Here is a 25190-nt window from a genome sequence, read left to right as displayed (position 1 = left end):
ACCAAACGCTCCCCGACCCACCCGCCGGCGGTTGTTTAATGCACAAATGTACAATGGAATGGCTAATAACCTAATGTGGACTTCCGTTACCTGAAAAGCGGAACCGGTGACACCGGCAATGTTTTGGTTTGGGTTGGAATTTTGCATTCCGAGCCGGAAGCAAGTCGCAGGAACGCTACCATGAACACGTTCCACGCGCTGCATGTGGTTGGGTTATTAGTGCAAATCATTTGATATCGGTGAGTTGAGATTCCGGGCGATCCCTGGCACGACCTATGCTGCATCCCTGCTGTACGGTCGCCGTTTCGAACGGCGCTGGTTTCGAACATCAAATACCTGCGGATCGCTTTGGAGGGAAACAAAAAGATGCAAACAACGGACGTCGAAAGCACCAGCACCTGTGACAGCTGCAACCAAACCGCCTGCAGCGCAACCAAACGCCAAAAGGACGAAAGCGAAGAGGCATTCCAGGAGCGGCGGCAGCTGCAATCCCGTTTGTGCCGCATTCGTCACAAGGTGGTTGTGTTGTCCGGCAAAGGGGGCGTGGGCAAAAGCACCGTCGCCGTCAATCTGGCCATGGCGCTGAAAATGGCCGGCAAACGGGTGGGACTTCTGGATGTGGATATTCACGGCCCCAGCATACCCACCATGATGGGCTTGGAAGGCAAGCAAACCATCGGGACCGAGGATGGCCTGGTTCCCATCGAGATGGGCGGCATCAAGGTGATGTCTCTGGGGTTTCTCATCAAGAATCCGGACGATGCGGTGATCTGGCGCGGTCCGCTCAAGTTCGGCGTGATCAAACAGTTTCTCAAGGATGTGGTGTGGGGTGACCTCGATTATCTGATAGTGGATTCACCGCCGGGCACCGGCGACGAACCCCTCTCGGTCTGCCAGCTGATCGGCACCCTGGACGGCGCCGTTGTGGTCTCGACGCCCCAGCGGGTGGCTGCGGTGGATGTGCGCAAATCCATCACCTTTTGTCGTCAGTTGCACCTGCCCGTCATCGGGGTGGTGGAGAACATGAGCGGTTTTGCCTGTCCTGAATGCGGTGCTGTGACCCACATCCTGCGCTCCGGCGGCGGGCGGCAGATATCCATCGACATGGGCGTGCCATTTCTCGGCTCCATCCCCATCGATCCCAAGATCGCGGAAGCCGGCGACAGCGGCCTGCCTTTTGTGCAACACTTTGTCGACAGTCCCACGGCCAAGATCATGCAAACCATCATTGAGCCGGTGCTCGCGCTGGATGGCCGGGATCAGGGGGCAGCCTCGTCATCCTCCGGCCTATCCACCAAGTCCGTGCCTTCTCCTGGATAGATGTATCGCTCTGCGGCGGGCGGGATGGGCGCTGCGGCCGCCCAATGACCGTTCACAGGCGCCATCCCCTCCTTGGCCGCCGGCAGGGGATGGCGGTCCCGCATGCGCGGCTGCCGATGCAAATCCACCTCCGCCACCGGCGCGCTGAACTCTATGGGAATGTTGTTGGGATCGAAACTGTACAAGGAGTGAATGAAGCCATGGTCGATCAGCTCCGAGGCCCATAGCCCCGCCCCCTCCAGCCGCGACTTGATCTCCCACAGATCATCATCGCTTGCCACACACAACGACACATGATCGAACCCCACCGGCCCCTCGACCGGTACCCCGTGATCCTTCTCCATCATGGGTTGCGCCTGGGGCCATTCGAAAAAAAGCAGCAGGGTGTGGGGTGCGATCTCGAAAAAATATTGCCGGTACCCTTCCCTTCCCAACCCGGCCACAAGACGCAACCCCAACAAATCACGCCAAAACCGAATGGTGGCCGTCATGTCGCGGGTCACCATCGCCAGGTGGTTGATACCACGGTAGTTGATCATAACAACGCCTCGTTCACCGTCGCTTTATAAATCTTGGCCGAACCGCCGAGGCGGTATCCCCGGTGGCCGGCAGGAATGAAAATCGAGCGCCCTTTGGACAGGGTGCATGTCGGACCGCCCGAGCCGGTACCCTCCACGATGGCTTGCCCGTCGATACAAAAGAGAATTTCAGGAAGAGCGGCTCTTTGGTCGAAGGTCGCCTGCCGACCGTATTGCAATCGAAGCTCGGAGAGCACGAATTCGGCGGCGGCGCTGGGATAGCGATTTTCCCACGGCGTTATGGCGTCGGGCAGCAAAATTTCAGTCGCCTGCGGCTCGAACCGGAGCACCTGCAACAGCTCCGGCACATCCACATGCTTGGGTGTCAGACCGCCGCGCAGCACATTGTCCGAATTGGCCATGAGTTCCATGCCCGTGCCGTTCAAGTAGGCATGCAGGCAACCGGCCGGTAAAAAGAGCGCTTCGCCGGGTGCCAGGCCAATCAGATGCAACAGGGCCGGGGAAAGCACCCCGACATCCTCCGGATAGACCCGGAACAAACGCGTCATGCAGGCGTAGACCGCATGCTCTTGCGCCATTGCCTCTGCTATGGGGCGGATGTGGCCGAGCAGTTCCCGCCGTTTATCAGTTTCCATGGTCATCAGGCGGGTGTAAAAGGTGCGCAAGGCCACTGCGGCGGCGGCTTCGGTCAGGGGTTGCAAATCGGCATGCCATCGGGCAGGCCAGAGGGGGGCGAGCAACGAACGGATGGCATCGGGGGCGCGAAATCCGCACAACGCCTCAAAAGGCGTCAAGGCACAGACCAATTCCGGCTTGTGGTTGTCGTCCCGGTAGTTGCGTTCCGGTGCATTCAGCGCAATGCCCAAGGCGTTTTCCCTGGCAAAACCCTTTTCAGCCGTCGTCCGGTCGGGATGGGCCTGGATGGAAAGGGGCTGCTCCACGGCCAACACCTTGAACAGAAAGGGCAGCCGCTCGCCGAAACGTTCGCTGACCGCCTTGCCCAGCAAAGCATCCGGGTCCTGCCGCAGCAGTTGATCCAATCGCATCAGGCCGTCCGGTCGCTGCCGGTGGTCCGGGTACCACACCCGGGAGGGCGCCTTGGGATGGGCGCCCATCCACAACTCGGCCTGGGGCTGATCCGCCGGCACCGGTTGTCCCAAAAGCCGTGCAATGGCCGTGCGTGAGCCCCAAGCGTAGGGTTGGATCGGATTCTCCATTTCCAGAAACAGGTTCATGCTATTGGAATCCTTTGATTATGGCCGTTTACGGACCGGTTGGCGCATGTTATAAGTGGGCATGCACACTGCGGTCTTGCCACAGGCATAAAATAGAATGGATCAAGTTGCAACTTGAAATGTTTGTATCCAACCATTTAATTATTAAAGATATTCGATCATGAACCGATTGGCCTGCAAGCCACAGGCGGGTGCAATTTCCCCGGGTGGACAATGTCCTTGACCATCAGCGAAATTTTTCACAGCATTCAGGGGGAATCCTCCTGGGCCGGTTTGCCCTTTGTGTTCGTTCGCTTGACGGGGTGTAACCTGCGTTGCCGTTATTGCGACACCCGTTACGCCTACGACGGGGGGCAGCCCATGACAGTGGACGCAATTCTGCAGCGTATTGCTGCTTTTGGTTGCCCCAGGGTCCTGTTGACGGGTGGAGAACCCTTGTTGCAGGGGACCACGCCGCAATTGGCCGAGGCCCTGTCGGACCGCGGATACACAGTCACCGTGGAAACCAACGGTAGCCTGGACATCGGTGTTCTGGATGCGCGCTGCCACCGCATCATGGACATCAAGTGCCCTTCCAGCGGCATGCAACACCACCAACGGTGGGCCAATCTGGATCTGTTGGCACCGGGCGATGAAGTCAAATTCGTAGTTGCGGATCGTGACGATTTCCAATACGCCCTGGACATCTTGCCACGGCTGGCGGCCCGGCAGGCGGCAGAACGGATCCTCTTTTCGCCGGCCCAGGGCATCCTGCCACCACGACAGTTGGCGGACTGGTTGCTGGCAACCCGAACGGAAGCCCGTTTGCAATTGCAACTGCACAAGATCCTGTGGCCGGATCAGGACAGGGGGGTTTAGCACACATGACGGAAAAGGCGGTTGTACTATCCAGCGGCGGTATCGATTCCACCACCGCCATGGCCATGGCCAAGGACCTCGGGCTGCGGTTGTTCAGTCTGAGCTTCGATTACGGCCAACGCCACCGCTGTGAATTGGACGCCGCCCGGCGGGTGGCAACAGCCTTGGGCGCAGAACGACACCTGGTTTTGAAGATGGACCTGGCGCCCATCGGCGGCTCGGCCCTCACGGACGCCATCGACGTGCCCAAGGGGCGCGCCCTGGAGGCCATGGGCGACGACATCCCGGTCACCTATGTCCCGGCCCGCAACACCATTTTCCTCTCTTACGGCCTGGCCTGGGCCGAGGTGCTGGACGCCAACCAACTGGTCATCGGCGTCAACGCCCTGGATTACAGCGGCTATCCCGATTGCCGACCGGCCTTCATCGCCGCTTTTCAAGCCATGGCCAACCTGGCCACCAAGGCGGCGGTGCAGCAAGACCGCCCTATTCGCATCTTCACCCCGCTGATCCGGATGACCAAGGCCGAAATCATCCGCACCGGCACCTCCCTGGGGGTGGACTACGGCCTGACCTTCAGTTGTTACGATCCCACTGCCGACGGGCTGGCCTGCGGCCAATGCGACAGCTGCCTCCTGCGCCGCAAAGGGTTTCAGGAGGCGGGCGTTCCGGATCCCACGCGATATATGAAATCAAGTTTTAAGTGTTAAGTTTTAAGTGTTAAGTTTTAGGTACTTCGGGTATAATATTTAATCTTAAACGTAAACATTAATGATTAAATTTTTAATATTTCATGTGGTTGGATGCGAATTGCACTGCTTCATTATCATCTCAAGCCGGGCGGCGTCACATCCGTCATGGGTCGCCAGGCGGCATTGCTGGCCGACGCGCAACACGAAGTGCTGCTGATCGCCGGCGCCTCATCGCCTGGCGCGTCGTGGCCGGCGCCCGTGGCCGTGGTGCCCGGTTTGGCCTATGATCGCGCCGGCCAGGCGGCACCGTCGGCGGCGCAAACCGTCACCGACCTGGAAAACGCTTTGCGCCGCCACTGGCCCGACGGTCCGCCGGACCTGATCCACGCACACAACCCCATCCTGGCCAAGAACAAGCGCTTACCAAACATTCTCAATGGGTTGCAGCGCAACGGGCACCGGCTGCTCTGCCAGGTCCACGATTTCGCCGAGGATGGGCGGCCGGAAGCCTATTGCCAAGACCCCTACCCGGCCGATTGTCACTATGCCGTCGTCAACGGCCGCGACAGGCACCTGTTGCAGGCGGCCGGATTGTCGGACGGGGGCGTCCACTACCTGCCCAATGCCATCGACCCCATCACCTTGCCGGCGGAAATACCCGGCGGGTCCGCCGGCCCCGTTCTCTACCCGGTACGGGCCATCCGGCGCAAAAACATCGGCGAGGCGATCCTGCTGCGGTTGTTCATGCAGACCGCCGCACCGTTGGCCATCACCTTGCCGCCGCAAAGCGGCGGCGACATGGACGGTTATCGCCTGTGGCGCAAAACGGTTGCCGACCAGGGGTTGCCGGTGATGTTCGAAGCGGGTTGCCGCGCCGATTTCCGGCGGTTGTTGGCCCAATGCCGCTTCGCCTTGACCACCAGCATCACCGAGGGTTTCGGTTTCGCATTTCTGGAGCCGTGGTGCGCCGGCAAGGCGTTGTGGGGCCGGTTGCTGCCCGACATCTGCAATGATTTCAGCCGCAAGGGCATCTTTTTGGACCACCTTTACCGGCAGTTGCGGGTTCCCCTGGACTGGCTCGATGCCTCGATTCTGCAACAACAGTGGTGCAACGCCTGGTTGGCCGCCGCCGAGTGTTACGGTCTAACCTCGGATGTCGACATCGCCCACCAAGGGTGGACCACGATCAGTGCCGACGGCTGGATCGACTTCGGTTTGCTGAACGAGCTCCATCAGCACACCATCCTTGCACGGGTGATCGCCGATCCCCACGCAAAGCGTCTCCTGGCGGACCGTAATCTGTTTTTGCGCGCACCCGGCCCGCCCTCGCCTGCGGCGGCGCTGATCGACGGCAACCGCCGCGCGGTCTTGCGCCACTTCCATCCGGCCGGCCACCTGCAACGGCTGCTGGCCATCTACCACCAGGTGATGGCGCACCCGGTGCGTCAGGCCATCGACAAAAGAAAGTTGGCGGCGGCGTTCCTGACACCGGAACGCTTCAGCCTGCTCAAATGGCGCCCGTTTCATGGATAGCGCGCTGCCCCCGGAATTGGCGGCCGAACATTTGCGGCCCATGGCGCCCATCCCCACCCCCTTGTCGGAGCGGGGCGCCCTGCGGCCGCCGGTGCGCTGCCTGTTGTGCGACATCTACGGCACGTTGCTGATCAGCGGCAGCGGCGATCCCGGCAACAGCCCGGCGCGGCATGTCGCATCGGACGCATTGCAGACCGTACTGGCCCGCCACGGTGTGGCCATGGCACCGGCCGCGGTGGCCGAGGGGCTGCGCCGCGCCATCGACCGGCATCATGCCGCCGCCCGACGCAGGGGAATCGACTTTCCCGAGGTGGACATCGAGGCCATCTGGCGGGAAGTGGTGCCTTCTGCCGACGCGCAACGGATCCGCCGGCTGGCCATCGAATACGAGATGGTGGTCAACCCGGTGTGGCCCATGCCCCATCTAACGGAATTGATCGCGTTCTGCCGACACAACGACATACGCCTGGGCATCGTTTCCAATGCCCAATTTTTCACCCCCTGCCTGCTTGCCTGGTTCCTGGGCGCGCCTGTCGAACAGCTGGGATTCGATCCCGACCTGATCTTCTGGTCCTATCGCCACGGGGTGGCCAAACCTTCACCGCACCTATTTCAAATGGCGGCCGAAGCGCTTGTCGCCAAGGGCATTGCACACGACCAAACCGCCTATGTCGGCAACGATCTGCGCAAGGACATCCTGCCCGCGGCATGCATCGGTCTCCAAACCGTGCTGTTCGCCGGCGACGCGCGTTCCCTGCGCCTGGAGGCGCCCGGCACAACCGATCCCACAACCGATCCATTGAATGTACCCGATTTGATTGTCACCGACTTGTCCCGGTTGATCCGCTGCCTGGAAGCTGTTAAATGAATCCACTGTCACTGCCATCCATCGTTACCGAGGAGTCTTTTGCGATGCCCGTTGCCCCCGAAACCAAACAAAACGCCAAAGCCGCCGCGAAGGCCGCCGAGCCGGTCTACGTCCCCGGGCAAAGCCCGGAACAGGACGCCTGGTTCACCTCATTTTTCATTGAAAACCACTTGGACTATTTCACCAGTCCGGAGAAAGCGGCCTCGGACGAGCAGATCCGCTTCATGGTCTACACCGCGCCCAACGAGCGCTACTACCCCTGCTCGGACAAGATGTTCGGCGCCATCATCTGGCGCAACAACTCGGCCCACATCCAGAAAGCCTACAACCAGGTGTTGCAGCGCATCCTGGCCTTGATCGAGAGACAAATCGAAGATCAGCGGGAGAAGGCCTACCTGGAGTCATTGGTGATCAACAAGTACCAGCACGAGACCCGGGACGAAATCATGATGCCTTCCCGGCTGGAAAAGCGGTTGATGCAAATCTATCTGAACCGCACCCACATCGAAGATCCCTTTGCCGTCGAAAAATCGGAAAGAAACCAACGGGCCAGGGCCCTGCTGGAAGCACCGGCCTTTCAGGAGGCCTTCAATCATGTGACCGAAACGGCCCTGCAGAACCCGCCGAAAACCCTCAATGAGATCAAATCCCAAATCGCCGCCGTCGAGTTCCAGCGCTTGTTGTGTATGGCCAACGCCCCGGAACTGTGGCAAACGGATCGCCCCGGAGAACTGAGTACGGCCGACTATCTGCAGCTGTTCGACAAACCCATCACCGGCAATGGCCGACGGCCCCTGATGGATTTCCTGGGATTCGGACGCTCCTACCCCCCGAAACAGCGCAGGATTCTCTGGCTGGCCGACGAGTCGGGAGAAGTGGTGGTGGACCTGGCCTTGATTCGGTTCTTGGTCTCCCACGGCAACAAAGTGATCGTGGCCTTCAAGGAGGGTCCGCTGTACACCAAGGCGGACATCCTGGACATTACCGCCGACACGGTATTGCACAACGCCATGGGGCAAGCCTTGACCATCGACGATCCGCGAATGGGCAAGAACGACCTGGTGCGCACTCTGCGCAGTGACGTGCCCATTCTGGCGCTTTCCGACGGCACCAGCGAGAACCTCAACCTGATCCTGGTGTCCACCACCTTCGCCCGCATGTTCAAGGAGGTGGACGCCGTGGTTTCCCGCGGTCTGGATCAGCGCCGGCGGCTGTTCGACACCCGGTTTCAGTTCACCCAGGACATCTTCAGCATCGCATCGGACGGCGCCGGCGCCGTTTCGATCCTCTACAAATCGCGCCATCCGGAAGTGATCAAGTTTTCCCACCACGATCTGGAGCGCAAGGGCAATGCCATTATCGCCCAAATGAAAGCGGCCAAGGCCAAGGGCATGACGGTCATCTTCTACAGCGGCATCATCGGCTCCATTCCGGGCAAGATCAAGATGGCCAAGGCGATCATGTCCACCTTTGTGGATCACTTGAAGAAGCAGTCGGCCATGACCTTCATCATCAACCCGTCCGAATATTACGAGCCGGGCATGGACGCCGACGATCTGATGTACATGTGGGAAATCGTGCAACGCAGCGGCCAAATCGACATCTGGCGCTTCCAGACCTACGACGATATCGTGACCGCTTTCCAGATAATGGGCCGGAAGATCCCCCCCGAATGGGTCGGCAAGGACGCCACCTACAGCACCGGTTGCACCAAGGAGATGGCCATCGCCATCGATGTGCAGCAGAAACATCCGGAAATGCAGATCATCGGTCCGGGCAAGGAACGTTTCATGCGTCGCAAGGAGTACGGCGTGGGCAAGATGTACGATCAGCGATTGGGCATGATTTGCCCGACGGGCAACTGCACGGAGCTATCGTAGCCCTAATCCGGTAGCAGATCGTAAAAATAGCACATGACGTCGGAGCGGGTGACGATGCCGATCAACCGATCGGCATCCACCACCGGCAGGCGGCCGATATCCTGCCGGATCATGAGGCGGGCGGCCTGCAGGGGGCTTTTGCCCGGTTCGATGGTCTGCACCGGCTGTTTCATGAAGGCCTTCACCGGCGCCTTGAGCTGGGAGTCGCGCCGCAGCTTCTGGAAATCGCGCCGCGAAATCATGCCCACCAGCTTGCCGTCCTTCGCCACGGGCAGTCCGGTACATCCCTTGGTGCGCATGATCTTGGCCGCCTCTTCCATTGTGGCATCGGGTTTGACGGTCTGAACCGGAAAGGACATCAGATCGCTGATTTGCACCGAGGCCTGTTGATTGCCGGTGATCAGTTGCAGAATCATCTCGGTCACCGCTTCGGGGTTGACCTGGCGCAGCATGGCCGAACCGGCGCCGGCGTGTCCGCCGCCGCCCAAGCTGCGCATGATGTCGCCGATGTGCAATCCGGCGACATCGCTGCGCCCGATCACCATGCAGCGTTCGTTTTCCGGCTGGCAGAAAATCCCGAAGGCGGCATCCACGTTCATGATGTCGCGGTACATGTTGACCACCAGGGCGAGCCCATCCACATGCCCTTCGATGGGCAGTCGGCTGATGCTCACCGTGTGCCCGTTGACCTTTTCCCGCCGGGCGTTGGACAGCATGCGGAACAGAATCTCTTTTTGCTTTTCACCGTAGGCCGGTCTCAGAAAGCGGCGCAGGATGGCCAAGTCGGCGTTTTGGGACAACAGGTGGCCGGCGGCGTGGGCGTCCTCGGCCGTGGTGCTGGGGAAGGTGAGCTGTCCGGTGTCTTCGTACAGGCCGATCAGGAACAAGGTGGCCTGGATGGGGCTCAGGTGTTTGCCTTCGGAGCGCAGGCAGCGCATCATGAGGGTGATGTTGGCGCCCACCATATCGTGGCATTTCCAGGCGGCCTTGATGGTGGCCGGCTGGGGATGATGGTCCCACAAGAAAATTTCCAGATCGGACCGCTTGCGAAAAACGGACATGCCGCTCAACCGTTCCCACTGGGCCGTATCCACCACGATCAGCCGCTGCGCTGTTTTCGGGTCGGGGGCCGGCTTTTCCACCCATGGAAACACATCCTTGTGCAGCGACAGAAACGCCTTCACATTGGGGTTGATGGGTTTGGGGAGCAGCGGGGTGGCATCCGGATAAAGCAGCATGGCGGCCACCAGGGACGCCAGGGCATCGAAATCGGTGTTCTTGTGGGTCGTTATGATCGTTTCCATTCCAGCTCCATCAAGAAGATCGTCGGCCGTGTGTCGCGATTGCGCCGGGTCCGAAAGTCATATCGACACCCGTCGGCCGGCACTTGAGCCCTCAGGGTTCGCGGACCGGCATCATCATTTGACAGGCCGGCGAATTTCATCCATATAGGCAACTTATTGGCGGGTCGTCAACCGATGTTGAAAAGGGGCGCCGGCTGTTCGATCTCCATGGGAAAGGGCTTGCAAACGTGAACATCAATGCCGATCACGACCGCAGGTACGACGGGTGGTCGATGGTCGACGGTTGGGTGGCGGAATGAAAAAGTTCATTATCTCGGTGCTGGGCAAGGATCGGCCGGGGATCATCGCAGCGGTGACGCAGGTTTTGTTCGAGCAAAACTTTAACATCGAGGATGTGAGCCAAACCATTCTGCAAACCCAGTTTTCCAGTATTCTCGTCGTCACCGGGCCTGACCGGATGGCGCCTGGAATGCTTTGCGACCTGTTGTCCACCCGCACAAGCGCCCTGAACATGCATTTTCACGCCCGGGAACTGTCTGCCGATGAAGGGCCTTGGACCGCTTGTGACTGCGAGCATTTCGTCATCACCACCCGCGGACCGGACCGCAAGGGCCTGGTGGCCGCAATCACCGCGGTGTTGGCCGATTTCAACGTCAATGTGACCCAACTGCGGGCCGCCTTCCGCGGTGGCGACAAGCCGGATCACAATGTGATGATCTACGAGGTGGACATACCGGTTGACGTCGACCAGGGGCGCCTCAATGCCGCCCTCAAGGCCAAGGGGGAAGCGCTGGGCCTTGAGGTCAACATCCAGCATCAGAACATCTTCGAGGCCATCAACCGCATATGAAAGGCCGTTCCGGCCAGTGAGGATCGCGATACACCATGCTCACCCACAGCGAAATTCTTTCCGTCCTGGACATGCTCCACCATGAGCACCTGGATCTGCGCACCGTCACCCTGGGCATCAGTTTGCTGGATTGCGCCAGCGACGATCTGCAACGGTTCACGACCAAGATCCATGACCGCATCGCCCGCAAGGCCGAACGGCTTGTGGCCGTCTGTGACCAGGTGGGGGAAAAGTACGGCATCCCGGTGGTCAACAAGCGGGTTTCCGTCAGCCCCGTCGCCGTTGCGGCGGCGCCTTTCAACGCCGATCAGATGGTGGCCGTCGCCCATGCCCTGGACAAAGCCGCCCGGGCGGTGAATGTGGATTTCATCGGCGGCTTCACGGCCCTGGTGGAAAAAGGGATGGCCGTCGGGGACCGTGCCTTGATCGATGCCCTGCCCCGTGCCTTGTCCGAGACGGAGCGGTTGTGCGCCTCCATCAACGTGGCCGCCAGTCGCGCCGGCATCAACATGGATGCCATTCTGTTGCTCGGGCGGCAAATCAAGGCGGCGGCGGAACTGACGGCCGACCGGGACGGCATCGCCTGCGCCAAGTTGTGCGTGTTCGCCAACATCCCCCAGGATGTGCCCTTCATGGCCGGCGCCTACCTCGGCATCGGCGAGGCCGATGCGGTGATCAACGTCGGCGTCAGTGGACCGGGGGTGGTCAAAAAGGCCATCGACCGCGCCCTGGAAGCCAGTCCCGGCATGGATTTGCGCCAAGTGGCCGACCTGATCAAACGCACGGCCTACAAAGTCACCCGGGCGGGCGAGCTGATCGGCCGCGAGGTGGCCGAAGGCCTGGGGATTCCCTTTGGCGTGGTGGATCTCTCCCTGGCCCCCACCCCCAACGTGGGCGACAGTGTGGGCGAAATCTTTCAAAGCCTCGGCCTGCTCGGCATCGGGGTGCCGGGCAGCACTGTGGCGCTGGCCCTGCTCAACGATGCAGTCAAGAAAGGCGGCGCATTCGCCGGTTCCAACGTTGGGGGACTCAGCGGCGCCTTCATTCCGGTGAGCGAAGACCTGAACATCTCCCGGGCCGTCCAGGACGGACATCTGACCCTCGAAAAGCTGGAGGCCATGACCAGCGTCTGCTCCGTCGGACTGGACATGGTGGCCATTCCCGGGGACACTTCCCCCGAAACCCTTGCCGCGATCATCGCCGACGAGATGGCCATCGGCGTCATCAACAAGAAAACCACCGCCGCCCGCATCATCCCCGTGCCTGGAAAAAAAGCAGGTGATTACGCCCACTTTGGCGGTTTACTGGGCGAATCGATCATCCTGCCGGTCAACAATGCCCGTGGGGACAATCCGTTCATCCGCCGCGGCGGACTGATTCCTTCGCCGATTCACTCACTGACCAATTGAGGGTTTGGGTGAGGGCTTGGGATTTATGGCTTTTTTTTTTAGGGGGTAGCGCGTTGAACGGGAGGGGACGGGGCGCACTTGGCAGTGCGCCCTTTCCGGATGCAGGTTATTTTACCGTAATGACGGGGCAATGGGCATTGAGGATCAGATACTGGGCCGTTGACCCGAAAATCAGTTTCCCCACCTTGGACCGTTTGCGGATGCCGATGGCGATCTCGTCGATGCCCTGCTCCTTGGCATAGGTCACCAGATCCTCATCCGGGGTCATGCCGCGCACCAGCAAATGGGTTTCGCAGGCGATACCGTCCCGTTCCAGCTTCTCCTTGGTAGTGGCCAGCTCGGTCTCCAGCTGCTGAATCATTTTCTGCTCGTCCTCGGTGCCCTTTTCCATCGAGGCCACCAGGTAAATCTTGGCATCCATGGCCTTGGCGTGTTTGGTCGCCACTCTCAGAGCCGAACGGGAGGCACCCGATCCATCATAACAAACCATAATCTTCATTGCGGTTCTCCTTTACCGAAAAAAGGTTTAAAAACTGAAATTTATGACGTTTCCGAAATATCGGGGAATAGCATGAGGATCGGTGGCGCTTGGTATCCATCCATATCACATTTGCGGTTTGTTGCATAGCGAGGTTGTCGCGTTTGTTGAGAGTTTGTTGAGTTTTTTGGGTTTGTTGGGTTGGCGTGGATTCTATTTGTTCCAGGAGAACAGTGCCGCGCCGGTGGCCAGGAACAGCAGGGTCAGCAAGGCCAGCACCGCCACCTCCAGCCCCAGGTCTGCCAGTCGGGCGCCGTCGTTGACAATTTGGCGCACCGCCCGCAACAGGTGGGTCAGCGGAAAGATCTGGGCGATGCCCCGCACCCAGTCCGGCGCGCCCTCGATGGAAAACCACACCTCGGACAAGAACATCATGGGCCATGTGATGAAGTTCAAAACACCATTGGCGAACTCTTCGCTGGTGCCGCGGGCGGCGATGATCAATCCCAGGGCGATCAGGCTCAAACTGCCCAACAAAAAGACGATCACCAGGTCGAAATAGGATCCTTCCATGGTGAAATCGAAAATGAAATGGCAGCCGATCCACAGCACCGTGATGGAAAAGGCCAGCACGAAAAGCCGGGACAACATCTGGGCGGAAAGATATTCAAAGGGTGTCAACGGTGTGGCCTGCAACCGTTTCAGCACTCCGTTTTTGCGGTATCTAACCACCACGAAGCCGACGCCGTACAGGGCCGAAAACATCATGTTCATGCCGATGATGCCGGGAAAGAGCCAGTCGATGTAACGCACCTGGCGCACGTTGAGGGCCTCCTGGCGGGACAGCAGCCGGGGACCGTCGTCGGTCAAACTGCCGACCAGGACCAGCTCCAGGGTCTGGCCCTTGGGCGCGGTTTCGTTGATCCAGTACCGGAACGGCGGCCCCTCCTTGTGCAGCAGCAAATCGATCTTGTGATGTTTGAGGCGCTCCAACCCCTGTTCCAGGTGATCGAAATGGATGTATTGAATTTGTTGAATCCCGGCCAATTCGGGAGGAACGCACGCAGCCGCCGCGGCCGGATCTTGGGTCGGACAGGAAAACAGCCCCACCTTGAATTCCTGGGGCGAATCCCCGCTGAAGATGATGGCGAATCCCACCACCAGCAAAAAAGGAAACAGAAAATTCCAGCCGAAGGTGGCGCGATCCCGGAAAAATTCCCGGTTGCGCGCGGTGAACATGGCCCATATCCGTCTGAAACGCATGGTCATTCCCTCAACTTCCGTCCTGTGAGGTTCAGGAATACGGTCTCCAGGGTCGGTGATTGAACGCTCATGTGGGTCAAGTCCACGCTCGCTTCCAACAACGCCTGGATGGCCCTGTTTAAATCGGTGACCTGCAACACCACCCGGTCGGCCAGCCGATTGACCTGAAAAATGGCGTTGCTGGTGATCGCTTCAGCGGCATCGGGCGGCAGGGTGATGTTGATGCCCCGCGTGTGCCGGGCGATCAGTTGCTGGGGGCTTCCGGTGGCGATGATCCGGCCGTGGTCCATGATGGACACGATGTCGCAAAGATGCTGGGCCTCATCCATGTAATGGGTGGTCAGGATGATGGTTTTGCCCTGGGACCGCACTTGATGCACGATGTCCCACAGATTGCGCCGGGCCTGGGGGTCGAGACCGGTGCTGGGCTCGTCCAGAAAGAGCAGCTCGGGTTGATTGATCAAGGCCAGGGCCAGCAGCAGCCGTTGCCGCTGGCCGCCCGAGATCTTGTCGTTGAGCTGTTTGCGGATGTCGTCCAGGTGGCACAACCGGATCAGCTCTTCCAGGTCATAGGCTTTGTCAAACAGCTTATGAAAGGTGGCCAGGGTTTCTTGAACGGTCATGAAGGCCAGCAAGGCCGTCTGCTGGAACATGATGCCGATTTGTTGACGAAACAGGGAGGTGCGCGGCTTGCCGAGGTAGAACACCTCCCCGGCGGTGGGCCGTATGATATCCTCCAGGATTTCGATAAGGGTCGTCTTGCCGGCGCCGTTGGGGCCGAGCAAACCGAAACAGATCCCCGGCGGCACCGCCAGGCTCAAATCGTCGACGGCGGTCAAGCGGCCGTATCGTTGAATGATACCGCGACATTCGAGGATCGGCGCGGTTGTCGTTTTCATGGTATCGTTGTTTGGCATTGTGGTATAAAATGACATTGATGGTTTGAAGACATCCCCCCTGAAAAGGAGCCTCCGCCATGACACAAGCAGACACACCATTTCCCGCCATGATCGTCGAGGAAACCGCCGATGGCCGATTCACCCGCCGCATCGGCACAAAAACGGTCTCTGAATTACCGGATGGTGAGGTTTTAATCAAGGTGCATTATTCTTCACTGAACTACAAAGACGCCTTGTCCGCCACCGGCAACCGGGGGGTGACCCGGCGCTTCCCCCACACACCGGGCATCGACGCCGCCGGCGAGGTCGCCCGGAGCAGCAGCAACGATTTCCAGGTCGGCGATGCGGTGCTGGTCACCGGATACGACCTGGGCATGAACACCTCCGGGGGTTTCGGCCGCTATATCCGCGTGCCGGCCGCCTGGGTGGTGCCCATGCCGGGAGGCCTTACCTTCCAGCAAAGCATGGTGTTCGGCACCGCCGGTTTCACCGCCGGCCTGAGCATCCTCAAGCTGGAACAGGCCGGCATCCTGCCGGGGGACGGTGAAATCCTGGTCACCGGCGCCAGCGGCGGGGTCGGCAGCCTGGCGGTGGCCATTCTGGCCGGCAGCGGTTATTCCGTGGTGGCCGCCTCCGGCAAGCCACAAGCCCGCGAACTGTTGACCACCCTGGGCGCCAAGGAGGTGCTGGACCGCGCGGCGGTGACGGACCCGAAAAACAAGCCGTTGCTGCCGGGACGCTTCACGGGCGTCATCGACACGGTGGGCGGCGACATTCTCTCCTTTGCCATCCGTTCCACCCGATACGGCGGGACGGTGACCTGTTGCGGCAACGCCGCCTCCGCCGAATTGCACATTACGGTATACCCCTTCATCCTGCGCGGCATCAGCCTCATCGGTATCGACTCGGCCGAATGCCCCATGAAGACCCGACGGGCCGTTTGGAACCGGCTGGCCGCCGATTGGAAAATCGCACATATGAAGCGAATCTGCGCTGAAATCGAGCTCGCGGAGCTGGACCAACGCATCGCGGCCATCCTGGAGGGTCGTCTGACGGGACGCTGTGTCGTCCGATTGCCCAACGATTAGGAGCCCGCTGCCCATGTTCGACTTCGACACGCCGGTGGATCGCACCGGCTCGGACAGCCACAAATGGCAAAAATACGCCGGCCGTGACATCCTGCCCATGTGGGTGGCGGACATGGATTTCCGATCCCCGCCCGCCGTCATGGAAGCCCTCCAGCAACGGGTGGAGCATGGCGTTTTCGGTTACGGGCGGCCCGATCCGGCGTTGACCGATGCCGTCCTGCGCCATTTGCTGGAAACCTACGGCTGGGAAGTCTCCCCGGAGTGGATCGTTTGGCTCCCCGGGTTGGTCACCGGCATCAATGTGACCGTTCGCACCGTGGGGGAACAGGGTTCGGCCGTGGTAACCCATGTGCCCGTCTATCCGCCCTTTTTGAACGCCCCCGCCCTGTGGCAAAGAGAGTTGCGCACCACCCCGCTGATCTATGACGGCCGTCAGTGGCAGATGGATTGGGACCAGCTCCAAAGCGTTTTGGGCCACCGGACCCGGCTCTATCTGCTGTGCAACCCGCAGAACCCCACCGGCCGTGTTTTCACCCGCCGGGAGCTGACCGCCCTCGCGCAGATCTGCCTGGAAGCCGATCTGGTGGTCTGTGCCGATGAAATCCACTGCGATCTGATCCTGACACCGGAAAAGCGCCACATCCCCTTCGCCACCCTCGGCCCCGAAGTGGCGGCCCGCACCATCACCCTGATGGCGCCCAGCAAGACCTTTAACGTCCCCGGCCTGGGTTGTGCCTTCGCCATCATCTCCGACAGCGGATTGCGACACCGGTTCAAGCAGGCCATGGCGGGCATCGTGCCCCACGTCAATGTGCTCGGCTTCGCCGCCGCCCGGGCCGCCTACGCATCCGGCGGACCGTGGTTGAAGGCCCTGCTGGAGTATCTGCGTGCCAACCGCGACCTGACCACTCAGGCCATCAATCAAATGCCCGGTCTCCACATGGGACCCGTGGAAGGCACCTACCTGGCCTGGATCGATACCCGTAGCAGCTCCATCGAGCACCCCGCCCCCTTCTTCGAGGCGGCCGGCGTGGGCCTTTCGGACGGCACCGGCTTCGGTGGACCGGGATTCGTGCGGCTCAATTTTGGGTGTAATAAGGGGTTGCTGGTGGAGGGGCTTGAGCGGATGGCTGTGGTGATGGCGGGGGTTGGGTGATATAAAATTAAAACAGAGTTTTAAGTGTTAAGTGTTAAGTTTTAAGTTAAGGAATGCTATCGATTGTAGGGGGGTGGGGTTTTGCTTTTCTTGGGGGGTGGTTGTGTAGTATGGAGGGCGTTGATGGAATTGAGCTGGATTGCCTCCTTAGCGGAGGCAATAGTGGATGGTGGGTTTTTGCAGGAGCGCTTGGAGTGGGCGCGGTTCAAAACGGGAGGGGATGGGTATTATGTATTTTATCGGTAATTTTCAATACTTGACCGATCAGCAGAACGAGAACGAGGCCGACCGTCGCCATGGCGGATTTTCCATGATGATTCAGGCCGATTCGGCCGATGAGGCATTGAATCATTTTCGGCAGCGACTGATCGCCTTTCGCGAAACGTCCACTTTCTTCGAGGGGCATTGCACCATTTTCATCACCCAAATCCTGGAGTTCGATCATGTACCGCGGGACGAGGCCATCCTGCTCAACTTCAAATCGTTCATGGGCGACCCCCTGCTGCCCCACATCGCCTGTGTGGTGCCGACGGAACAAAGCGATGCCTGCACCATCCACGAATGGCAAAACAACCAACCGCTGACCGAAGGACACCAGGACAGCCTGTTCATCGAATTCGTCTAACCGAATGGATTTTCAGCCGGCCTACATCAGCGCCTTGCGCCGATCGCGCCTGCGGGCCGCCGCCGATCAGGGCCTGGCCGCACTGAGCGCCTGCACCCTTTGCCCGCGCCGCTGCGGGGTGGATCGCACCGCCGGCGAGACCGGCTATTGCCACACCGCCGACCAGGCCGTGGTGGCCTCTTACAATGCCCATTTCGGCGAAGAAGCGCCGTTGGTGGGGCGCAAAGGTTCCGGCACCATCTTTTTCGCCCATTGCAACCTGTTGTGCAACTTCTGCCAGAACTACGAAATCAGCCACGGCGGCGAAGGGTGGCCGGTCAGCGCCCGTCAACTGGCCGACATCATGCTCGAACTGCAAGCCATGGGCTGCCACAACATCAATTTCGTCACCCCTTCCCACGTGGTGCCCCAAATTCTGGCGGCCCTGATCCCGGCCGCCGAACAAGGGCTGAACATCCCCCTGGTGTTCAACAGCGGCGGCTACGACAGTGCGGAAACCCTGCGCCTGCTGGACGGCATCGTGGACATCTACATGCCCGATTTCAAATTCATGGACGCAGCGGTGGCCGAACAGACCTGCCAGGCGCCCGATTACCCCGTAGTGGTGCAAGCCGCCGTTGCCGAGATGCACCGCCAGGTGGGCGATCTGAAGATTGCCGACAGCGGATTGGCCCAGCGCGGCCTACTGGTGCGGCACCTGGTGCTGCCCGACGGACTGGCGGGAACGCGACAGGTGATGCGCTTTCTGGCCACCCGCATCTCGGCCGACACGTATGTCAACATCATGCCCCAATACCGTCCCTGCGGCCGCGCCCGCGAAATGCCCGCCCTGTCCCGCACACCGACGGTCGAGGAATTCGAACAGGCACTGCGGGAGGCACAGGAGGAGGGCATCACCCGGCTGGACCAACGCCGGCGGTCGTTCGTTTTGTGGTAGCAGATTTCACCATTTGCATGTTTCAGGGAGGAAAAAAGGATGAAACCGTTGAAAATGATGTTACTCGTTTGTCTCGTCCTGTGCGTGGCGGCACCGATCGTCATGGCAACCGATGAAACAACCGGATCAAGGGTCGTTTTGGAAACCAGCAAAGGCAACATCGTCATCGCCCTGGACCCCGACGCCGCCCCCCTCACCACCGCCAATTTTCTCCAATATGTGGCCGACGGTTTTTACGACGGCACCATTTTTCACCGCGTGATCAAGGGCTTCATGATCCAGGGCGGCGGCTTCACAGCCGAGATGGGCAACAAATCCACCCTGGCCCCCATCGCAAACGAAGCGCACAACGGCCTGAAGAACCGCACCGGCACCATCGCCATGGCCCGCACCCCCAACCCCCACTCCGCCACCTCCCAATTTTTCATCAACACCGCCGACAACAGCTTCCTCGATCACACGGCCAAAACCCAGGCCGGTTGGGGCTATTGCGTGTTCGGTCAAGTGGTGGACGGCATGGAGGTGGTCCGCGCCATCGAATCGGTCTCCACCACCACCCGCGCCGGCCATCGGGATGTACCTTTAGATCCCGTGATCATTGAGCGAGTTGCTGTCGTACCTGCCGATGGTGAAGCGAGTAAAGGGGGAGATTAGAAGGAGTTTTAAGTGTTAAGTGTTAAGTTTTAAGTTAATGAATTCTATCGATTATAGGGGGTTGGGGGGTGGTCGAGCGGATGGGTACTGCCACGGATCGTGCCGGCACAACACATCATGCCCGAAAAGGCTCAACAATCCCGTAGGGGCACGGCACGCCGTGCCCGGGTAGCCCCGATCCACCCGCACGGACGCACCACACACCTCAGGGGCACGCAAGGGCACGGCATGCCGTGCCCCTACGAAGGCGATCCGATGGAATAACGCCGTGGTCCACGAACGAATGCAAAGACGATTCCGATCCCGATAGCGATATCGATTTCGATGCAACGGAATCCCCTCCGGATAATCCTCGAGGCCGACCACAAACGGATCTTCCCGCCGCAAAAGCGACACCGCCTGTTATCGCACGGAGGCCGATGGGTAGAAATCATACTAGCCTTCTATAATCGATAAAATTCCTTAACTTAAAACTTAACACTTAAAACTTAAAACCCATTATTTTCAGGTAGTTTCACAAATCCCCGCAAACCCGCAAGGGTACGGAACGCCGTACGCCGTCAAACCCAACATTACGGCCCTTTGGCGCCAAAACGCGCAGCAACAAGCGCTCCCCCCGACCCACCCGCCGGCGGTGGTTCAATGCTCCACTATATATTTTCTCATTGCACCTGATTTCATCTGATGACAATCATTGCATCTGATGACGATCTTAACTTGACACATTTCAAATCCCGCTGTTATTCTCCATATAGAAACACTTCAGTCGCAGCAGCTTTGCCGGTTTTCCAGGGATCACACTGACAACGACCGCCGACCTCTTGATTCAAACAACCATCCTAATTCGCTTGGAAATACGGACCGGCAACCAAGTAGAGGGGCCTCATTCGTTCTTCGGCAGATTGACCGCACGCCATTGGCCTCGGAACTGTTCACCGTCGATCTTCATCACGGGCTTTTGCTGCACTCGGACCAGTCTCTTCGACTGAACAATGATCGCTCTGTGCATCGGTTTGCGGGATTTGGATGCGTCGGGATCGAAATCGATTTCCTCGAATCCAAGGACCGAGGCGTCTCCTTTTCTTTCGATTGCGATCCCGATCCCGATGCGATTGATCTGATCGGGTTCAGGGGGATCTTCAAAATGAGGAGGGCAGGAAAAATGATCGTCCCATCTCGCCCGGAACGCCGCCGCCACAAACGCTACCCGATGAAAAACCGCATCTTCGCCGTGGTGCGTTCGGAAAATTACGCATCCTATGAAGTCGAAAGCATGAGCAAGGCATCGGTCGCGTTGGCGGTGCTGAAATCCAGACCGCCGCGCATGGGGGAGATCGTGGAGATCAGCAGGGATGGTCTGACCTTCCAGTTTTTGAACGAGGATGCCGGCCAATTGCATCTCGATGCGGAGATGGACATTCTATTTGCCGACGAAGATTTTCACCTGCGCCGGGTCCCTTTTCGGACCATCAAGGAAACGGCCGTCGACAGTGAATCGCCCTTCGACGTGCTGACCATGCGCCGACTCACCGTTGCTTTCGGAGGGTTGACGGACAAACAGCGGAAGAAGCTGCGGCACGTGTTGAAAAACTATACATCCCAAGACGTTGCCCGCAAATCCAGCAAACAGGTGTGGGGTGGTGGGTCATAGCGACACCCAGCGGTGATGGCCGTATTCAGCCCAGTCGTGGCCTCGATGACCGATCGATGCCACGGTCCCTTTCAGGTTGTTGGTGCCCTTCAGCCGCCGCCCCACACTTGTTCCAATCCTTCATACACACCACGACGGGCCTGGGCGGCCTTGTTGAGCGGCGGCACCAATACATCCACGTAATCGTATACCCGGGCCCGTTCGATGCCGGGTGTCGGTCGCAAAATGCGCCCCAGATACTGCATCATCCGGCCGCTGAAACGAACCGGTGTCGCCAGAAAGAGCGTCGACAGGCGCGGACAGTCGAATCCCTCGCCGATGAGCTGGCCGGTGGCGATGAGTACCCGTGCGGCGCCGCTGTTCACTCGCTCGATCACCGCTTTGCGCTGTTCCGCGGATAAATCGCCCGTCAACAACTCTGCGTCCACATGGTGCTTGTGCTTGAGCAAGGCTTGCAGCACTTGGCAGTGCAACTTGCGGTCGGACAACACCAAGCACACCCCCGGGCGGTGGGCATTGTTCACTTCCTCGGCCAGATCGGCGACAATCAGCCGATTGCGGGTGTCGTTGTGGGTCAACTCGGAAAGCATCCTGCTGTATTCGCTGACGGGATCGGCGTAGGCGACAAAATCGGTGGTGCGCCACATCACCTCGATATCGAGGATCTGTCCGCCGGCCACCAGATCGGCGGCCGCCAAACGATGATGGACGTCGCCCAGATGCCAGAAGATCAGCTTGGAGAGGCCGTCGCGTCGGAAGGGCGTGGCCGACAGACCCAGCATGTACCGGGTGTCGAAGGCGGTCACCGCCTCGGTGAAGGTGCGGCTGGGCGCACGATGGCACTCATCCACAACCAGGTGGCCGAAATGGGCGGCGATTTCGTCGGCGCATTTGTACAACGATTGGACCATGGCCACGGTGACCGCGGCGCCCAACCGCCGCCGCCCGCCACCGATCCATCCGATCTCTTTTTCCGGAATACCGAGAAAGGCCTCGATACGCGCGATCCACTGCAGGGCCAGCTCCCGGGTGTGTACCACGACGATGGCCGGTTGGCGGCGTTGGGCAATCATATGAAGGGCCATGACCGTCTTGCCGCTGCCGGTGGGCGCGCTCAAAGTTCCGAAATCCTTCTTGAGCATGGCATCCACCGCGGCTTGTTGATATGGCCGCAGTTCGCCCTGGAATCGAAAATCCACCGATGGCCCTTTACGGCGTCGATCATCCATCACCACCGGTTCCTGGTGATGTCGGCAAGCCAAAATGACTTTGCGTGTCAAGCCCCGGGGTACGATCAGTCCGTCTTTGCCTGACCTATGGAAAAATTTGAGTGTCTTGGGAACGCCCCGATTCCAGCGCCCCATGCGCTCGTTCTCCAGCCACTTGGGGTTGGCGAACTGCAGCTCGGCCTCCAATGCCGTCCGGATCGGGAGGGGAACACGGGTCAAGGTGAGGTGATTGGACAGGCGCAGGTTCACGACGGCGATTGATCGACCGAAAGGTCTTCCAGCAGGCGGCGCAATGGGGGCGCAGCGGCCAGGCGTTCCACTTCCCGCGCCAATTCGCGCAGCTGGTCGGCGGATTGAAAATCGATCTGCAAACGATAGGTGCGTCCCTCGAAGTGGGCGGGGGGCAACAATTGCAACCCGTTGGCCGGCTGCAGGGCCTTCACGGTTTGTGCATAGCGCGTCTCGAAAGCGGTGATGGCCGGAAAGCGGCGCCGGCGGATGTGATCCCGGATCAATTGCGACTTGCGCCCCCTGTCCATCTCCGCGTCTTGACGCCATTGCACGAGTTGCGGATCGGCCAGGACCTGCGCCAGGAGCATCCCTTCCCGCATCGCAATGGCCTGCACCCAATCCAGCAGATCCCGCTGGCGTCCCAGGCTCAACACCAGGTTTTCAAAAAGATCTCCCAGGATCCGGGCTGCCGCAGCATCATCCAGGTCATGGAGACGCAAGGCCATGGGCAATGGTATGGTTCCCTTGGCCAGACAGCCTTGCAGCCAAGGCGCCATTCGCGGCACGGGCCGCAACTTTTTCAGTAGTTGCGGCCCGGCTTCGATGCCGGCGGATTTCAACAGACGGGCGCCACCGTCCGGCGCACATTCCACGCCGGCCGCATGTTCCAGCAGCTTAAGGGCCTTGGCGGTTTCCACAATATCCAGGGATCGTTGGCTGCTGTTGTCCGCCACCGCCATCAAGGCACAATCGGCGAAGGCGGATTCGGCGGGCAAACAGCGCGCCGGCATTTCGCGCCAGGCGAGCCGTCGGCACACCTCCACGCGGGCGAAGCCGCAAACCACAACCCAGCGTTCGCCCTTTGCCAACAACACAGGCGGATGAAGCAGTCCGACGCTTTGAATGGAACGGGTCAGTGCATCGTCCGCCTGTCCGGAGGAGATCCGAAAGGTTTCGTCCGCGGCGTCGATCAGGGCCGGCGGGACGCTCCGGATCTCAAAGTCCATAATCGCTTCCGGTAATGGCCTTCAACGCATCCAGGTATTTGGCACGGGTGTTGGCGATCACATCCTCCGGCAGATGGGGGGCCGGGGGCTGTTTGTTCCATTTGATGGATTCCAGGTAGTCCCGCAGGTACTGCTTGTCGAAACTGGGTTGGGCACCGCCGGGACGGTAGGTCGCCAGGGGCCAGAAACGGCTGGAGTCCGGTGTGAGCACCTCGTCGATGAGCACCAGTTCGCCGTCCACCAGGCCGAATTCGAATTTGGTGTCCGCGATGATAATGCCCTTTTCCAAGGCCAGCGCGGCGCCCTTGGCGTATATGGACAGGGAGAGATCGCGCACCTTTTCCGCCACCTCCCGGCCGACCCTTTGACAGGCGGTCTCGAAATCGATGTTGATGTCATGCACCCCGACCTCTTCCTTGGTCGAGGGCGTGAAAATCGGCTCAGGCAATTTGTCCGATTCCTGTAAACCTTCCGGCAGCCGAATACCGCACACCTCAGCGGTTTTCCGGTACGACTTCCACCCGGAGCCGGATATGTAACCCCGCACGACACACTCGATGGAAAGGGGCGCGGCCTTTTTGACCAACATGGAACGGCCTTCCAGGGCTTGTGCGTGGGGTCGGCAGGCCGGCGGGAAATCCTTCACGTCCCCTGAAATGACATGGTTGGCCACCAGGGGGGCCATGATGCCGAACCAGTAGAGCGATATCTGATTAAGGATCATGCCCTTGTCGGGAATGGGTTCGGGCATCACCACGTCGAAGGCGGAGATGCGGTCCGAGGCGACCATCAACAACGCGTCGCCCATGTCGTAAATATCGCGCACTTTGCCGCGTTTGATCAGATTGAGATCGGACAGAGAGGTTTCGCTGACCATTAGTTTGTTCACTCCTGTTTGGATATGTTGGATGGTGATGGATTGTACTGTTCGTTTATGGAGTGCGGTGTGCCGTGGCCCCCTGTGATTGCTGGGTTTTGGGTGCGGGATGGCGCGCATCCTGCCGATACTCGGGCAGGGCACGGCGTGCCGTGCCCCTACGCCTCCGTTTCGTTGAAGGCCGTTATGTAGCGTCGCAACACCTGCAGGGCTCCGTTGTTCAACCCCTCGAAACTGATGCCGGACTCGAATAGGCCGTCCGGGTTTTGTTTCATGTAAACCACCCTTCCCCGGATATCCACCACATCCTCTTTCATGCCGATGGTCAGGCTGACCTTGTTGGGCGGTTGCAGGGGGGTGTGGGTTTCCAACAGAATGCCCGCTTCGGAGATGTTCAGGGTGCGTCCCATACCCTGGTTTGCATCTTCCTCATTGTTCTCGTAGTAGAGGTAATTGAGCAGGTTGAGCGAGTCGATCCGGGCGTATTTTCTTTTTTCTTCCATCTGCATGCCTTGTTCGTCCATTGCTGTGCGGGTTGCCCTCAATGGCGGCGCGAGTGCGGGAGATCCGGCGATCCACCACTATTATCATCTGCCGCTATTGTCAT

The 25190-nt window shown here is 59.8% G+C and carries 25 protein-coding genes; 14 read left to right on the top strand and 11 right to left on the bottom strand.

Translation table 11 applies throughout. The features are described 5' to 3' along the window. The first annotated feature begins 366 nt into the window (after nt 1–366). Nucleotides 367–1320, top strand: coding sequence for an Mrp/NBP35 family ATP-binding protein (locus tag MRX98_RS15650; protein WP_246911730.1), 954 nt, complete (start codon nt 367–369; stop codon nt 1318–1320). On the opposite strand, the gene MRX98_RS15645 is transcribed toward MRX98_RS15650, so the two are convergent. Together MRX98_RS15645 and manA are read right to left on the bottom strand one after the other, a co-directional pair. Continuing rightward, nucleotides 1260–1859, bottom strand: a complete 600-nt coding sequence (locus tag MRX98_RS15645) for a VOC family protein (RefSeq protein WP_246911728.1) — start codon at nt 1857–1859, stop codon at nt 1260–1262. The two genes, MRX98_RS15650 and MRX98_RS15645, sit on opposite strands and share 61 nt — an antisense overlap. Continuing rightward, on the bottom strand, nt 1856–3094 hold the full coding sequence (manA, locus tag MRX98_RS15640) for a mannose-6-phosphate isomerase, class I (RefSeq protein ID WP_246911726.1): 1239 nt from the start codon (nt 3092–3094) through the stop codon (nt 1856–1858). The genes MRX98_RS15645 and manA overlap by 4 nt, the downstream gene beginning before the upstream one ends. Before the next feature lie 213 nt (nt 3095–3307). Between manA and MRX98_RS15635 the strand changes: the two genes are divergently transcribed. From MRX98_RS15635 to MRX98_RS15615, 5 genes are all read left to right on the top strand, one after another. Next, nucleotides 3308–3952: a radical SAM protein gene (locus MRX98_RS15635; RefSeq protein ID WP_246911711.1), complete on the top strand. Its 645-nt coding sequence runs from the start codon at nt 3308–3310 to the stop codon at nt 3950–3952. A 5-nt stretch (nt 3953–3957) separates the two neighbouring features. Then, on the top strand, nt 3958–4662 hold the full coding sequence (gene queC, locus MRX98_RS15630; RefSeq protein ID WP_246911700.1) for a 7-cyano-7-deazaguanine synthase QueC: 705 nt from the start codon (nt 3958–3960) through the stop codon (nt 4660–4662). Between the two features lie 93 nt (nt 4663–4755). Further along, nucleotides 4756–6177 carry a glycosyltransferase gene (locus tag MRX98_RS15625; RefSeq protein ID WP_246911697.1) on the top strand — a complete coding sequence of 474 codons (1422 nt, stop codon included), beginning with the start codon at nt 4756–4758 and terminating at the stop codon, nt 6175–6177. Continuing rightward, nucleotides 6170–7045 (top strand): HAD family hydrolase, encoded by an 876-nt coding sequence (locus MRX98_RS15620; RefSeq protein WP_246911695.1) that lies wholly within the window; start codon nt 6170–6172, stop codon nt 7043–7045. The genes MRX98_RS15625 and MRX98_RS15620 overlap by 8 nt, the downstream gene beginning before the upstream one ends. A 44-nt stretch (nt 7046–7089) precedes the next feature. Further along, nucleotides 7090–8925, top strand: a complete 1836-nt coding sequence (locus tag MRX98_RS15615) for an ARMT1-like domain-containing protein (RefSeq protein ID WP_246911693.1) — start codon at nt 7090–7092, stop codon at nt 8923–8925. A 2-nt stretch (nt 8926–8927) separates the two neighbouring features. Here the strand turns inward: MRX98_RS15615 and MRX98_RS15610 are convergent, their stop codons facing one another. After that, the gene (locus MRX98_RS15610) at nt 8928–10229 is read right to left on the bottom strand and encodes a CBS domain-containing protein (RefSeq protein WP_246911690.1); all 1302 of its coding nucleotides are present in this window, start codon (nt 10227–10229) and stop codon (nt 8928–8930) included. 295 nt (nt 10230–10524) lie between these two features. Between MRX98_RS15610 and MRX98_RS15605 the strand changes: the two genes are divergently transcribed. Then, the gene (locus tag MRX98_RS15605; protein WP_246911688.1) at nt 10525–11079 is read left to right on the top strand and encodes a glycine cleavage system transcriptional repressor; all 555 of its coding nucleotides are present in this window, start codon (nt 10525–10527) and stop codon (nt 11077–11079) included. A gap of 35 nt (nt 11080–11114) precedes the next feature. Beyond that, on the top strand, nt 11115–12488 hold the full coding sequence (locus tag MRX98_RS15600) for a PFL family protein (RefSeq protein ID WP_246911686.1): 1374 nt from the start codon (nt 11115–11117) through the stop codon (nt 12486–12488). 106 nt (nt 12489–12594) lie between these two features. Here the strand turns inward: MRX98_RS15600 and MRX98_RS15595 are convergent, their stop codons facing one another. The 3 genes from MRX98_RS15595 to MRX98_RS15585 form a co-directional block, all read right to left on the bottom strand. After that, nucleotides 12595–12987: a universal stress protein gene (locus tag MRX98_RS15595; protein ID WP_246911684.1), complete on the bottom strand. Its 393-nt coding sequence runs from the start codon at nt 12985–12987 to the stop codon at nt 12595–12597. Nucleotides 12988–13179: 192 nt separating this feature from the next. Next, nucleotides 13180–14229, bottom strand: coding sequence for an ABC transporter permease (locus MRX98_RS15590; protein ID WP_246911682.1), 1050 nt, complete (start codon nt 14227–14229; stop codon nt 13180–13182). A 2-nt stretch (nt 14230–14231) separates the two neighbouring features. Continuing rightward, nucleotides 14232–15128, bottom strand: a complete 897-nt coding sequence (locus MRX98_RS15585) for an ABC transporter ATP-binding protein (RefSeq protein ID WP_246911680.1) — start codon at nt 15126–15128, stop codon at nt 14232–14234. A 77-nt stretch (nt 15129–15205) separates the two neighbouring features. On the opposite strand from MRX98_RS15585, the gene MRX98_RS15580 reads away from it, so the two are divergent. From MRX98_RS15580 to MRX98_RS15560, 5 genes are all read left to right on the top strand, one after another. Next, entirely contained in the window at nt 15206–16216 is a 1011-nt protein-coding gene (locus MRX98_RS15580) for a YhdH/YhfP family quinone oxidoreductase (protein WP_246911678.1), read from the top strand. Between the two features lie 13 nt (nt 16217–16229). Beyond that, nucleotides 16230–17372 carry a MalY/PatB family protein gene (locus MRX98_RS15575; protein ID WP_246911676.1) on the top strand — a complete coding sequence of 381 codons (1143 nt, stop codon included), beginning with the start codon at nt 16230–16232 and terminating at the stop codon, nt 17370–17372. A gap of 229 nt (nt 17373–17601) precedes the next feature. Next, nucleotides 17602–17997: a hypothetical protein gene (locus MRX98_RS15570; RefSeq protein ID WP_246911674.1), complete on the top strand. Its 396-nt coding sequence runs from the start codon at nt 17602–17604 to the stop codon at nt 17995–17997. A 4-nt stretch (nt 17998–18001) separates the two neighbouring features. Further along, nucleotides 18002–18934, top strand: coding sequence for a radical SAM protein (locus MRX98_RS15565; protein WP_246911672.1), 933 nt, complete (start codon nt 18002–18004; stop codon nt 18932–18934). A gap of 39 nt (nt 18935–18973) precedes the next feature. Beyond that, nucleotides 18974–19588, top strand: coding sequence for a peptidylprolyl isomerase (locus MRX98_RS15560; protein ID WP_281432379.1), 615 nt, complete (start codon nt 18974–18976; stop codon nt 19586–19588). Between the two features lie 883 nt (nt 19589–20471). On the opposite strand, the gene MRX98_RS15555 is transcribed toward MRX98_RS15560, so the two are convergent. Further along, the gene (locus tag MRX98_RS15555; RefSeq protein ID WP_246911670.1) at nt 20472–20786 is read right to left on the bottom strand and encodes a hypothetical protein; all 315 of its coding nucleotides are present in this window, start codon (nt 20784–20786) and stop codon (nt 20472–20474) included. 12 nt (nt 20787–20798) lie between these two features. Between MRX98_RS15555 and MRX98_RS15550 the strand changes: the two genes are divergently transcribed. Beyond that, the gene (locus MRX98_RS15550; RefSeq protein ID WP_246911668.1) at nt 20799–21239 is read left to right on the top strand and encodes a hypothetical protein; all 441 of its coding nucleotides are present in this window, start codon (nt 20799–20801) and stop codon (nt 21237–21239) included. Between the two features lie 89 nt (nt 21240–21328). Here MRX98_RS15550 and MRX98_RS15545 read toward each other — a convergent pair whose 3' ends face one another. The 4 genes from MRX98_RS15545 to MRX98_RS15530 form a co-directional block, all read right to left on the bottom strand. Beyond that, nucleotides 21329–22717, bottom strand: coding sequence for a DEAD/DEAH box helicase (locus MRX98_RS15545; protein ID WP_246911666.1), 1389 nt, complete (start codon nt 22715–22717; stop codon nt 21329–21331). After that, nucleotides 22714–23706, bottom strand: a complete 993-nt coding sequence (locus tag MRX98_RS15540) for a ParB/RepB/Spo0J family partition protein (RefSeq protein WP_246911664.1) — start codon at nt 23704–23706, stop codon at nt 22714–22716. Before MRX98_RS15540 ends, MRX98_RS15545 begins: the two co-directional genes overlap by 4 nt. Beyond that, entirely contained in the window at nt 23696–24583 is an 888-nt protein-coding gene (locus MRX98_RS15535; RefSeq protein ID WP_246911662.1) for a phosphoribosylaminoimidazolesuccinocarboxamide synthase, read from the bottom strand. Before MRX98_RS15535 ends, MRX98_RS15540 begins: the two co-directional genes overlap by 11 nt. A gap of 158 nt (nt 24584–24741) precedes the next feature. Beyond that, complete coding sequence (locus MRX98_RS15530) at nt 24742–25086, bottom strand: PilZ domain-containing protein (protein ID WP_246911660.1); 345 nt, start codon at nt 25084–25086, stop codon at nt 24742–24744. Nucleotides 25087–25190: the final 104 nt, after the last annotated feature.

It is taken from the genome of Desulfatitalea alkaliphila (assembly GCF_022968795.1).
In the GTDB taxonomy this organism is placed as follows: Bacteria; Desulfobacterota; Desulfobacteria; order Desulfobacterales; family Desulfosarcinaceae; genus Desulfatitalea; species Desulfatitalea alkaliphila.
Note: the sequence above shows the minus strand (reverse complement) of the source record. Positions and strands in the feature narration are given on the sequence as shown.